This is a genomic window from Butyrivibrio fibrisolvens, from assembly GCF_023206215.1.
GTDB lineage: Bacteria > Bacillota > Clostridia > Lachnospirales > Lachnospiraceae > Butyrivibrio > Butyrivibrio fibrisolvens_C.
On record NZ_CP065800.1, the window covers coordinates 3,856,160 to 3,869,786 of the forward strand.

Sequence of the window (13,627 nt, forward strand, 5' to 3'; positions counted from 1 at the left end):
TCCCGAAAAAACAAGGGAGAGGAAAACCTCTCCCCTGAATATTCAACCTGATATTTGTAACAAATATTCAGCTATTTACTGTACAAGTGTAGCGCATGTGTCATCGTGTGTCTTAAGCTCTGCCATGAAGTCATCGTCAGAAGAATCTACTGTAAGAGTTCCGTTCTCAACGTCTGCTCCAAGAGAACCTGCAAGATCCCACCATTCTCCAGGATACTGACCCTGAGGGATCATGTAAGGCATCTGCTCCTGAAGAGCTGCAAGAGCTACATTGGCCTGAACTTTGCTATCACCCTGTGCTGCAAGGTTTGAAGGTCCCCAACCCTGAGCTGTGAATCTCTCAAGCTGAGCATCTGTATCTGTGAGCATCTTAGCTATCTCATAGCACATAGCAAGCTTGCCGCCTTCTGTCTGAGGCTTAACACCAAGAAGCTTGTTGCCTGAGAATCCGCTAAGGTGATATGTCTGTCCATCAACACCTTCAAATGAAGGAAGAGCTGCACATGCATAGTTGTCACCAAGCATATCTTCAAGAGCTGCGCTATCCCATGTACCATCGATGATAGCACCTACATTTGTAGCTTCACCAGCTGATGAGCCATCAACAAATGCTTTAGAAGAAGCAACCTCAGCCATCTCTTTGATAGCTACAAGACCAGCATCTGAAGCATAGTCTGCTGTAACGCCTGTGAAGTTACCGTCTTTATCTGTTTCAAAAGAACATGTACATCCTGCACCGAAGAAGAATGCTGCATTGTACCATGCAGAATCAAGATCAGCATAGAATCCCTTACCAGCAGCTTCGCAATCAGCGATGATCTGCTCAAGAGATGTAGGATCTGTAACTACTGAGCTATCATAGTACAGGAAATATCCGTTATCAGATGTCATAGGGAATGCATAAAGAGTATCACCTGATGTAGCTGCTCCGATAGCACCTTCATCATTATTAGAAGTAACCCATGATGTCATATTGTCATTAAGAGGCTGAAGAGCACCTGCTGCTACAAGACGTGTAAGCTGATCCTGTGCGAATCCATAAATATCAGCACCGCCGGATACGTCTGTGATCATGTTAGAAGCAGCATCACCTTCGCCAACAGCTTCTACTGTGATATTGCCGGCATATCCTGAATATGCATCGTTGGAAGCTACGAAATCATCAACAAGTTTCTGTGTAAGATCGACTACGTTCTCAGCAACCCAGATTGTGATCTCACCTGAACCATAATCGATTGCAGGAGCTTCTGCAGTGCTCTGATCGCCATCTGTTGCCTGTGTATTATCTGTTGAGTTATCAGTACTTTGTGTGTTGTCTGTAGTGCCACCCTCGTTGTTGTCAGTACCTGAACCACCACAACCAACAAGCATGGAAGCCACGAGAGCCTGTGTCAGTAAAACGGTTAAAACTTTCTTTTTCATGTTTTCCTCTCCTTTTTAAACTTTTTATTTAAAGTGCCAATGCACCTCAAATTCTAAAGCATAATACCCAAAACCAAGAAAATCGAAAATTTCCGAAATTTTCGTTTGACAATTATGTTTTAACACACTTTGTGGATATTTGTCAATATTTCCACCGTGTTATTTATTTATTCGTCATATTATACAAATTATCAAGTCGCCATTTTTGCATATCTTTCAAAAAATTTTCGTTTATTTTCGTATTATCTTGTTTTTGCTCTTTGGTAACCTTATAATGTAAAAAGATGAATTAAGGATGATTTGCAGTTTTTCGTATTATGCTTTATTCTATATATTCTGGAGATTTTACATAAGTATTTGCGAAAATAGGCTAAATGAAAGGATAACATGGCTACCATAAAAGATATTGCCAATAAGCTTGGCATTTCAGTCAGCACCGTTTCCAAAGGATTGAATGGTGCCAAAGACATCAGCGCTTCTCTAAGGCAGGAAGTATTAGAAACTGCTGTCGAGATGGGATATACCGGTCGAAAGACCAAAAGGCAGAGTCAGAAACGTCTGTGCATCTTTATAGAAAACATGGATTATGAATCCACAGGCACCTTCGGTTATGATATAGTACTCGGATTCAGACAGGCTGCATATAAGGAACAGTTTGAAGTTGTAATACAGCCGGTAAGCCATGAATTTCAGGTGAGTGAAAATTATGATACCTACATGCTTGGCAATGGTTTTTCGGGAGCGTTTCTTCTTGGTTTTTCTTTAGAAGATCCCTGGATGGAACAGATCAAATCTACAGCTTTTAGTACTGTCCTTCTTGATAACTTCATTGAGAAAAATCCCAATGTCGGATATATAGGAACAGATTCTGAAGAAGGCATCGCCATTGCTATAGAGCACCTTACCAAATTAGGGCATGAGAAAATAGCCTTTCTTGATGGTTCGAGAGGATCAATGGTATCCGACCTTAGAATGATAGCTTATCTTGATAGCATGTCAAGTCACCGCTTACCGGTAGATCCTAATCTTGCTGTATATGGATATTTCGTAGCGGATGCTGCTCACTATCATGTACCTACATTCTTGGATCTTGGCGCTACAGCGATACTGTGCGGCAATGACCTTATAGCTTCAGGTGTTATAGAAGAATGCAAGCGAAGCGGCTATAAAGTTCCGGAAGATATAAGTGTTATTGGTTTTGATGATCTTCCTCTGGCGCAGCACCTTGATCCTCCACTTACAACAGTCAAACAGGACAGGATTGAAATCGGAAAATGCGGATTCTATATATTAAGAGCTATGAATGAACACATATCTCTTTCCAAGAACCTGCTAAGACCATCTCTTTCTGTAAGATCATCAACAGCTATTGCAAAGCCAAGACTTGCAAAGCGCCACAGTTTGGACAAAGATTCTGTTATAAGTGCTAATCCCGAACTATATGCACAGTTCCAGCAGCACAGACAGATCAGATGACATTTAGCAAAAGACCTCTGAGGATGTAGTCAATAAATAGAGCTCTAAGCTCTGGAGACTGCATCCCCAGAGTTTTTTGTTAATGAAGTTCTTCTTTTGGCAATAAAAATAAGTGCAGGTGTCAGAGTTAATTTCTCTAACAACTGCACTTTTATGGTAATAAAAAAGCATCGGAAACATCCGATGCTTACCTGTTACTCTATGAAACAGGGGAAGAGAGATTCGAACTCCCATGAACGGTTTTGGAGACCGTGATACTAGCCATTGTATGATTCCCCTTTGGCTCTGCTGACTTATCGCCGTCAACGAAAGTAATTATAGCAAAGCATATTACTGTATGCAAGCGTTTTTTGAAGATTTTTCAAAGAATCGTTATATCGTTTCTATGCACATTTAATGACGTTTCTTCTTTTACAAAATAACCCTTGATGACTAAGATAAGAGACTTTTTTTAAACTTCCAATAATAAGCCAAATAGTCTCTTAACTCCGTCCCCAGGGGTAATTGTCAGTCATATGTCAGTTAGAATATCTTCATTGCATCCTGAAGTGATCTTACGCCTATGATCTCAAGCCCTTTTGTATCTTTGAGCTTATTCTCATAAGCTTTAGGAAGGATTATGGTTTTAAATCCCAGCTTCTTAGCTTCCATAACCCTTTGCTCAGTCATACTTACGCTTCTGACTTCTCCGGATAGTCCCACTTCACCAAATGCAACAACAGATGAATCTATAGGTTTATTCTTAAAGCTTGATATAACCGCAAGGCATATTCCAAGGTCTAGCGCAGGCTCCTGAAGCTTCATTCCTCCTGCAAGATTTACATATGCATCGCAATCTGCCATCTGAAGTCCGACTCTTTTCTCAAGAACAGCCATAAGGAGGTTTACTCTGTTATAATCTGTACCATTGGCCTGCCTTCTTGGGAATCCAAAACTTGTACGACATACAAGCGCCTGTATCTCAAGTAGTATCGGCCTTGTACCTTCTACTGAACATGTAACTATGCTTCCGCTGGCATCTTCTGGTCTTCCGTCCAGCATGAATTCAGACGGATTGGCAACTTCTGCAAGACCGTCCTGTCTCATTTCAAATACACCTATCTCATTGGTCGAACCGAACCTGTTCTTGACTCCTCTAAGTATCCTATAGGATGCATGTCGATCACCTTCAAAATAAAGCACAGTATCAACCATATGTTCAAGAACTCTGGGACCGGCTACTGTTCCTTCCTTGGTGACATGCCCTACTATAAATATTGATACATTCATGCTCTTGGCTATACGAAGAAGAACTGCCGTTGTCTCTCTTACCTGTGATACGCTTCCCGGCGCGGATGATACATCTTCATTGAACATAGTCTGAATAGAATCTATGATCACTATCTCAGGTTTATCCTTGGTGATAACCGCCTCTATTGTAGAAAGGTTGGTCTCGCACAAAAACTTAAGATTATCTGTAAAAGTTCCGATACGATTGGCTCTTAGCTTTATCTGCCTTAATGATTCCTCTCCTGATATATACAAGATAGCATGTCCGTCATCAGACATATTCCTGGCAACCTGCAAAAGAAGTGTTGACTTGCCTATTCCCGGATCTCCTCCCACAAGTGTAAGGGAACCTCTTACAAGTCCCCCTCCAAGTACTCTGTTAAGTTCACCTATATGTGTATCACTTCTGTCTTCTTGACCTAATTCTATCTGAGATAATGATTTTGGAGCAGCATCTACAGATGAAGCTGCATGAACAGACATCCCACTCCCAAGTGCTACTCTTTTATTCTTGGGCTCAGGCTTGACCATCTCCTCAACCATCGTATTCCATTCATGACATGACGGACACTGTCCCATCCACTTAGATGATTCATATCCGCAGTTCTGACAAAAAAATGCTGTTTTAATCTTAGCAGGCATAAAAAAGTCCCCCGATCATTGCAATAACTATCTTTAATTCTAACATAAATATAGGCCCTCTGCCTCCACGCCTTGCGCATAACAAAAGAGCACAGACATACTCCTTTGTATATCTGTGCCCTTAATATTAAATTTTTAAACTTCTTCGACCTTTACTGTCACCGGCTTCCCGGAAAGTTCAACACTGATTGACAGCTTACCGCCAAGACCAGTTTTCATCTTTCCTTCACTGGAGCCATCTATGAGTACATTGTACTCTGTATTGTCCTCCATACCTAATGTGATCTGAGCATCTGCGTTACCTTCAACTATGAATGTCACACCTTTTTCGGTCTCTTTGAAGTGAGTCACTGCCGTTCCCGGAACAGATTCGTAGACAAACATATCATTTGCCTCAAGTCTTGTGATATCCTTGAACGTCTTGACCTTGAGCAAATCTCCGCCGTGCTTGAAATCTTCAAGCTTCGACTTAGATGGAAGCTCGTAGTTACCAAAGCTGATTGTACCGTCAGCTTCTGCCCGCAGCAACTGTTCTACTACAGCCATATGGAACCTCCTATTGGTACGTTAAAAAAGTTTTTTTCAAAGTGCATTATCCCTTTTGGGTAATAACCATTATACCATACTAAAATTCAAAATATGTTAAACATCCATGATTAACAATAAAACATTTCTAAAATCAAATCACATTAAACAGTTGCAACTTTTTTGGGTCTTCCGACCTTCTTTTTAGTTTTAGCCTCTGCAGTCTTCTTGGCAGGCGTTTTCTTTGCTTTAGCCTTCTTGTTTGCAGATGACTTTGCCTTACTTGCAGCCTTTGCAGCTTTTTCTGCCTTGCTTGTAAAGACAATAGTACCATCTTTAATTCCTACAACAACTTCACTGTCACGCTTAATATTGCCTTTGAGAAGTTCTTCTGCCATCGAATCTTCGACAACTGTCTGAATAGCACGCTTAAGCGGTCTTGCGCCCATCTTCTGCTCTGAATACTTGTCAACAAGGTGCTTTTTAACAGCAGATGATATAGTAAGCTTAATATTAAGCTGCTCTTTGCATCTCTTTGCAAGAGAGGATGACAATAGTGTCACAATCTGCATCATCTCTTCATTAGAAAGCTGATGGAATACCATGATCTCATCAATTCTATTGATGAATTCAGGTTTGAACAGACGCTTAACTTCATCCATAACGCCGCTCTTCATTGTCTCATAATCTTTCTTGGCATCAACCTTAGTATCAAAGCCAAGTCTCTTAGGAGATACAATCTTCTGGGCACCAACATTGGATGTCATAATTATGATAGTATTCTTGAAGCTTACTTTACGTCCCTTTGCATCTGTAATATGACCATCATCCAGTACCTGAAGCAGGATATTGAACACATCCGGATGTGCCTTTTCTATCTCATCAAAAAGGATTACGGAATAAGGATTTCTTCTTACTTTCTCAGAAAGCTGACCGCCTTCATCATATCCTACATATCCTGGAGGTGATCCGATCATCTTGGACACACTATGTGGTTCCATATATTCGGACATATCTACACGGATAAGAGAGTTCTCTGATCCGAACATAGCTTCTGCAAGAGCCTTGGAAAGCTCTGTCTTACCTACACCTGTAGGTCCAAGGAAGAGGAATGACCCGATCGGTCTATTTGGATCCTGAAGGCCGACACGTCCTCTTCTTATAGCTTTTGATACTGCCTGAACAGCTTCTGCCTGACCTATTACTCTCTTATGAAGAGTAGATTCAAGTTTAAGAAGACGCTCAGATTCTTTTTCTGCAATCTTCTTAACAGGGATCTTGGTCCAAAGGGCAACAACTTCAGCTATATCATTAGCATCAACAGTGATCGAACCAGTCTGTTCTTTGCGCTCATTAGCAGCCTTCATCCTGTTGTACTTCTTGATAAGAAGTGCCTGCTGTCTGTTAAGCTCTCCTGCCTGTCTATAGTCTTCACTCTTAAGAGCTTCCTCAACCTGATCATCAAGATCCTTGATCTGACTATCAAGGTCACGCATTTTGGATGTATCTCCCATTGAGTGTAGTCTCACTGCGGATGCAGCTTCATCGATAAGGTCAATAGCCTTATCAGGAAGATTTCTATCATTGATATACCTGTTGGAAAGTTCTGCAGCAGCCTTAACAGCTTCAGGAAGAATACGTACATGGTGATGCTCTTCATATTTGTAAAGTATACCATTTAAAATATTAAGAGTCTCTTCCATCGTAGGCTCTTCTACCGTTACAGGCTGAAAACGACGCTCCAATGCAGCATCTTTCTCAACATATTTCCTATACTCAGATATAGTAGTAGCACCTATTATCTGAATCTCACCTCTTGCAAGAGATGGCTTTAAAATATTAGAAGCATCAATAGCACCTTCTGCACCACCTGCTCCGATAAGTGTATGCATCTCATCTACAAAGAGGATGATATTGCCATCTTCTGCAACTTCATGGATGACCTTCTTGATACGTTCCTCGAACTCGCCTCTATACTTAGATCCAGCGATCATACCGGATAAATCAAGAGTAAGAAGACGCTTATTCTGAACTGTAAACGGAACATCACCGGATACGATACTCTGCGCAAGACCTTCAACAACTGCAGTCTTACCTACTCCGGGTTCTCCTATCAGACACGGATTGTTCTTGGTCCTTCTGGACAAAATCTGAACAACACGTTTGATCTCAGACTCACGTCCGATAACAGGATCGAGCTTACCTGCAGCTGCAAGTGCTGTAAGATCACGGCTGTACTGCGCAAGAGCACTTCCTTTCTTACGACCTGACTGGCGCTTTCCAAGATCTTCTTTGACAAGATTAGGATCTTCGCCCATAGCTGCAAGAGTCTCTGCATAGAGCTTCTGAACCGGAACATTAAGAGTAGAGATAAGTCTGACAGCTACATTCTCGCCATCCTTGATAAGAGCCAGAAGGATATGCTCTGTTCCTGTCTTGGACGCACGGAATCTGTCCGCCTGACGGTGAGCTTCATTAAGGACCTGCTGTGCTCTTGGTGAAAAACCGTCACGGTCCATAGTAGTAACACTTCCATCCTGGACTATAAGATCTTTGACAAGATCCATGAGACGTTTTTCATCTATTCCATTATCTATTAAAATTCTGGATGCGACACTTCCTTCTTCTCTGATAAGACCGAGCAATATATGCTCCGTTCCCACATAGTTCAGTTTCAGACTTCTTGAAGCCTTGCGAGCTGTTTTAAGCGCGTTTTCGGCTTTATCTGTAAACTGTGAATTCATATATTTACATTCCCTCCTGCTCTTTATTTTTTGAATCAAAAAGAAAAAAGACTTCTTGAATACATCTTAAGAAATCCGCTCAAACTGTAGATTTCGAAAGACAATGATTCAGTAGTCTGATCAGATTCCGCTGTAATCATCGTAAATCTGATCTATAAGATTATGAATCTCATTTCTTGATATATTCTTGCATAGAGCTCTTGCCAAAACGACTTCAAGCCCTTGCTTGGCTTCTTCAAGTGCCTGCAGCTTATCTATATCCACTGCTATCACAGCACCTTTTCTACGGTCAATCTTAACAAAGCCTTCCCTTTGCAATATCGAATAAGCTTTATTGACCGTATGCATATTAATACCAATTGCTTCTGCAAGTGTTCTCACACTTGGAAGCTGCTCTCCTTCATGAAACTGTGAAGTAGCTATACCTAGTATGATCTGATTGCAAAGCTGAAGATATATGGCATCATCACTGTTAAAATCAATTTCTATAGTCATATTTAACCTCATGTCGCGAGCAAAGCGAGCGGCTAATGTTTCTAAACCACTGTTATATAAATGGTATAACAGTAGCTGTATTGGTGTCAATAAATATGACTGGAAGTTTTATTAAGCTTTTATTAAATATCGGATCATGTCATCCATATAACAAGACCATTTACAGTCCAATTTTGAGAACTTCCATCTTAAGACTTCAGATAGGTACCATTTTTCCAACAATCAAAAAAGTATAAAAAACCGGATTGAAAGTCATTGTTCAATCCGGTTTTCTAAACTATAGTAAACGTCTTTGGAATTTATCTTATGTCACCTATCAGATACTAATCTGAATATGAAGTCCAGAAATTTCAAACAGTTTTGTTGATAAACCCCTCTGATGACCAAAACAGTCAAACATTATAATCCGTTTATTATAATCAACGTCTTTTTCCGTCATTATCGTTGTCAAGATCAAGGAACTCGAACTCAAAATCATCATCATCTGCAAAATTTCTTGATTTACGAGGAGTCGGTCTTGAGTCTCTCTCAGGTCTTACTGTAGAGCCATTAACAGCAGAGCCTCTTCCGTTATCAGGAGCAGGTTCTTCTTCAGGATAGTCTTCAGGATAGCCATCCTCCGGATAACCGTCTTCATGATAACCATCTTCAGGATAGCCATCTTCATAACCTTCATCATATCCATCATTCTTCTTGGATCTTAGCTTTTCAAAAAAACCTGCCTTACGTGGTCTTGGCTCTTCATCGTACTGCATATTATCATCTTCGTAATTGCCGCCTTCATCATCATAATAAAGAAGGTTTCTAAGTCTGATGAACAGGAATATAACAGCTCCTGCAAGGACTATTACAAGAACGATAAGGATTATATCAAGAAGACCAAAGGCTTTCTGAGTTCCATGTGTCTGGATATAATCGTTGGCTGCAAGTATGCCTTCAACGCTGTACTTTACAGGACTGCCATCAGTATTCTTAACAAGCTGATATGTTCCGTCAGTATCGATAAAAACATAATAAGAATCACTAGATGTAGTTGCTACTATAGCATTACCTGTATTGGTCTGTTCCTGAGCAGGCTCAGTAGTCTCCTGAGTATCTGTGCCCTCGGTATTATCAGGATTCTCCGGATTCTCCGGGTTCTCAGTATTCTCGCCGCCATCAGTCTGTTCACCTGTATCTCCTGTCTGATCTGCAGGTGTAGCAGCACCAAGCTGTACGAGATCTGCACGGATAAAGCCCTGAACGCCATTTGAAAGAGTGATATAGTACCACTGCTTACCTGCAGAATCATTGGCTGTACCTGTTATAGTTACAACATCTCCGCTTGCAACACTTCCTGCTACAGAATATGCTGTACCGGCGCCTGAACGTACATTAGCCTTACTTGTTGTTACAGTTGCAGATGTAGAATCCATAGCTGTAACCTGTGTATCAGGAAGATCTACCGTTGTCTGTGTATCCTGTGCCGTGGTTGTTTCGGTATTAGTTGTAGTATTAGCATCTGTAGAAGGTGTAGTCTCAGTTGTTGTAGTAGTATTTGTAGTATCTACCTCCTGAGGCTCTCCCTTAGTAACAAGATCTCCTCTTACATAACCTGTACCGCCTACTACATTGACCTTGTACCAAACCTGGCCATTTGCATCTGTAACTTCAGAAAGAATCTGAACCTGATCTCCGCTCTTAAGACTTCCTACTACTTCACTAGAAGTGTCAGTATTAGAACGCACCTTTGCAGATGAAGCCGTAACTGTTGCATAAGTTACAGTCTCAGCGCTTGCAATATATCGGCCTCCAAATACCAGAGTAATGATAGTTGCAAACACAACTACCAATGCGGTTATTCTCCCACGATTTTTTTCCATAGTTTACCTCTTTCTTTCTGCCGGATACATAAGGCCCAAGAAGTATTCAGATCTCATCAAGTGCCTTACCGATGTCGTGACGCATATATTTACCATCGAAACTTACCAGCTCTGTAAGCTTATATGCGTTTTCTCTGGCTTCTTTAAGTGTATTTCCCTTAGCTGTAATACCAAGCACCCGGCCCCCATTTGTTACAACATTACCATGTTCATCGAACTTAGTTCCTGCATGGAAGCAGTACCCATCTTCAATCTCATCGAATGCTTCAAGTCCTGAAATAACTTTACCCTTTTCATATTTGACAGGATATCCTTCTGAAGCAAGTACAACACAAACGGCTGCTTTGTCTTCAAATTCAAGATCTATCTTGTCAAGAGTGCCATCTATTACAGCATTCATGACATCTATTATATCAGTTTTCATACGAGGAAGTACAACCTGAGTTTCAGGATCGCCAAATCTTGTATTGTACTCTACGACCTTTGGTCCTTCTGAAGTCATCATAAGGCCAAAATACAAAACGCCTTTGAATTCTCTTCCTTCTGCCGCCATAGCATCAACTGTCTTCTGATATATAGTTTCGCAAGCGATCTTATTGATCTCATCTGTGTAAAAAGGACTTGGAGAGAATGTTCCCATTCCGCCTGTATTAAGACCGGTATCTCCGTCTCCGGCTCTCTTATGATCCTGAGAAGAGCTCATAAGCTTGTAATGTTTTCCATCAACAAATGCAAGAACAGATACTTCTCTTCCTGTCATGAATTCTTCGATGACCATCTCATTGCCGGCGCTTCCGAACTTCTTATCAAGCATTATCTCATCAACGCCTGATATAGCATCTTCAAGACTCTGGCATATAAGAACACCCTTACCAAGCGCAAGTCCGTCTGCTTTAAGTACAATAGGGAATTTTGCATTAGTTCTAAGATATTCTTTTGCCTTGTCGGCATCAGTAAATGTCTCATAAGAAGCTGTAGGGATACCATACTTCTTCATAAGATCTTTGGAAAAAGCTTTACTGCCTTCAATAATAGCCGCATTCTTCCTTGTGCCGAATACTCTAAGTCCCTTTTCTTCAAGGGCATCTACAATACCTGCGCAAAGCGGATCGTCCTGACTGCATACAACAAGATCTACACCATTATCCTTGGCAAATTCTCCAATCTTGTCAAACTCCATAACTCCAAAAGGAACGCACTCTGCAAGTTTTGCAATACCTGCATTACCAGGTGCACAATAAATCTTATCAACATGTTTGCTTCTGGAAATTGCCTCGACCATCGCATGTTCGCGGCCGCCCCCACCGACTACCAGGACTTTCATTAGAATCTCCTCCGATTGCTCAAATCAATTATATCCGTGATCTTGGCATATTACAATGCCAATTCGTGCTATTAATGCACTAAACATCACATTTTATGCTATTTTGTATCATATGACGCAGGTGTCAAACACTATCTTTGACACCTGCATCATTATATATCTTTAATAAATTAAATATCATAATCCCATAGGATCATATTCATCTATGATCACCTTGCGATCTTCAACTTTGATCTTGCCTTGAGCGATAAGATTAATAGCCATAGGCATGATCTTCCATTCTGCCTGCTCCATTACACGCCTTTGGAGAACTTCAGGTGTATCCCCCTGTTCTACCATTACAGGCTTCTGCAAGATGATAGGACCTGTATCAGTTCCTTCATCCACGAAATGAACTGTCGCACCAGTAACTCTTACTCCTCTTTCCAGAACCTTCTCGTGTACATGAAGTCCATAATAGCCCTGTCCGCAGAAAGATGGGATAAGAGCAGGATGGATATTGATGATCCTGTTAGGGAATGCTCTTACTATTTCTTTTGGTATAACAACCATGCAGCCTGCAAGTACAACAAGATCAGGCTCTGCCTCTTTAAGTGTAGCAAGAAAGTCCTTGTTGAAATCATCCCTTGAAGGATACTCCTTGGGAGATTTGCATACAGCTTTAATTCCTGCTTTTTTTGCTCTTTCAAGAGCATAGGCATTGGGATTATTGGAGAACACTAATACGATCTGTGTATCCTTTATTATCCCTGATTCTATACCATCAATTATGGCTTGAAGATTTGTTCCTCCGCCTGATACACATACTGCAATTTTTAGCATAATGTAACACCCTTTTCACCATCTTCGATCTTGCCGACAACATAAGGTGTTTCACCTGATGCCTTAACAGCTTCAAGAGTCTTATCTACATCCGCAGGATCAACACAAAGAACCATTCCAAGACCCATATTATATGTGTTGTACATCATCTGATCATCAATCTGACCCTTTTTCTGCATAAGCTTGAAAATAGCAGGAACCTCATAGCTGTTTTTCTCAATGACTGCTCTCTTACCTTCAGGAAGCATACGAGGAACGTTCTCATAGAATCCGCCACCTGTAATATGACTGCAGCCCTTAACTTTAACGCCTGCATTCTTGACAGATTTCATCATGTGGACATAGATACGTGTAGGTTCGATAAGAGCTTCGCCAAGAGTCTTGCCAAGTTCATCATAATAAGTACCTAGGCTTTCCTTGGTCATATCGAATATCTTACGGACAAGTGAGAATCCATTAGAATGAACGCCGCTGGAAGCAACTCCAATAAGAACATCACCGGCCTTAATAGTACTTCCGTCTATAAGATCCTTCTTCTCACAAACACCTACTGAGAATCCTGCAAGATCATACTCATCTTCAGGCATAAGACCCGGGTGCTCAGCTGTCTCACCACCTACAAGGGCGCAATCAGATAATTTGCATCCCTCTGCAACGCCCTTAACTATTGTAGCGATCTTTTCAGGATAGTTCTTACCGCAAGCAATATAATCCAGGAAAAAGAGTGGCTCGCCGCCTGCACAGGCAACATCATTTACGCACATGGCAACACAATCTATACCAACAGTATCATGTTTATCCAAAAGGAATGCTAACTTGATCTTAGTACCAACGCCATCTGTACCTGACAGAAGAACCGGATCCTCCATGTTCTTGATAGCAGAAAGATCAAATGCTCCGGAGAATCCTCCGATGCCTCCCATAACCTCAGGACGTGTTGTCTGCTTAACATACTTTTTCATTAACTCTACAGACTCATATCCAGCCTCAATGTCTACGCCTGCATTCTTGTAATTCAGTGCCACTTCTTGTTCCTCCTAAAATAT

General features: G+C 41.1%; 10 protein-coding genes and 1 tRNA gene. 1 reads left to right on the forward strand and 10 read right to left on the reverse strand.

Annotation, left to right across the window (positions count from 1 at the left end):
• Nucleotides 1-75: 75 nt before the first annotated feature.
• Nucleotides 76-1,422: an extracellular solute-binding protein gene (locus I7804_RS16180; RefSeq protein WP_248404180.1), complete on the reverse strand. Its 1,347-nt coding sequence runs from the start codon at nucleotides 1,420-1,422 to the stop codon at nucleotides 76-78.
• Nucleotides 1,423-1,809: 387 nt separating this feature from the next.
• Between I7804_RS16180 and I7804_RS16185 the strand changes: the two genes are divergently transcribed.
• On the forward strand, nucleotides 1,810-2,898 hold the full coding sequence (locus I7804_RS16185) for a LacI family DNA-binding transcriptional regulator (protein WP_022753480.1): 1,089 nt from the start codon (nucleotides 1,810-1,812) through the stop codon (nucleotides 2,896-2,898).
• Between the two features lie 207 nt (nucleotides 2,899-3,105).
• Here the strand turns inward: I7804_RS16185 and I7804_RS16190 are convergent.
• The 9 genes from I7804_RS16190 to purM form a co-directional block, all read right to left on the reverse strand.
• Nucleotides 3,106-3,177 (reverse strand) — tRNA-Trp (locus tag I7804_RS16190).
• A gap of 243 nt (nucleotides 3,178-3,420) precedes the next feature.
• On the reverse strand, nucleotides 3,421-4,809 hold the full coding sequence (radA, locus tag I7804_RS16195; RefSeq protein ID WP_022753479.1) for a DNA repair protein RadA: 1,389 nt from the start codon (nucleotides 4,807-4,809) through the stop codon (nucleotides 3,421-3,423).
• Between the two features lie 135 nt (nucleotides 4,810-4,944).
• Entirely contained in the window at nucleotides 4,945-5,355 is a 411-nt protein-coding gene (locus tag I7804_RS16200; RefSeq protein WP_027205354.1) for a hypothetical protein, read from the reverse strand.
• A gap of 143 nt (nucleotides 5,356-5,498) precedes the next feature.
• On the reverse strand, nucleotides 5,499-8,078 hold the full coding sequence (locus I7804_RS16205) for an ATP-dependent Clp protease ATP-binding subunit (RefSeq protein WP_248404181.1): 2,580 nt from the start codon (nucleotides 8,076-8,078) through the stop codon (nucleotides 5,499-5,501).
• Between the two features lie 120 nt (nucleotides 8,079-8,198).
• Nucleotides 8,199-8,573 carry a GntR family transcriptional regulator gene (locus tag I7804_RS16210; protein WP_027205356.1) on the reverse strand — a complete coding sequence of 125 codons (375 nt, stop codon included), beginning with the start codon at nucleotides 8,571-8,573 and terminating at the stop codon, nucleotides 8,199-8,201.
• Nucleotides 8,574-8,992: 419 nt separating this feature from the next.
• Nucleotides 8,993-10,435, reverse strand: coding sequence for an SH3 domain-containing protein (locus I7804_RS16215; RefSeq protein ID WP_248404182.1), 1,443 nt, complete (start codon nucleotides 10,433-10,435; stop codon nucleotides 8,993-8,995).
• Between the two features lie 46 nt (nucleotides 10,436-10,481).
• A complete protein-coding gene (purD, locus tag I7804_RS16220) occupies nucleotides 10,482-11,759 on the reverse strand; it encodes a phosphoribosylamine--glycine ligase (RefSeq protein ID WP_022753474.1) in 1,278 nt (425 codons plus the stop codon).
• Between the two features lie 177 nt (nucleotides 11,760-11,936).
• Nucleotides 11,937-12,581: a phosphoribosylglycinamide formyltransferase gene (purN, locus tag I7804_RS16225; protein ID WP_248404183.1), complete on the reverse strand. Its 645-nt coding sequence runs from the start codon at nucleotides 12,579-12,581 to the stop codon at nucleotides 11,937-11,939.
• Entirely contained in the window at nucleotides 12,575-13,600 is a 1,026-nt protein-coding gene (gene purM / locus I7804_RS16230; protein ID WP_110074274.1) for a phosphoribosylformylglycinamidine cyclo-ligase, read from the reverse strand. Before purM ends, purN begins: the two co-directional genes overlap by 7 nt.
• Nucleotides 13,601-13,627: the final 27 nt, after the last annotated feature.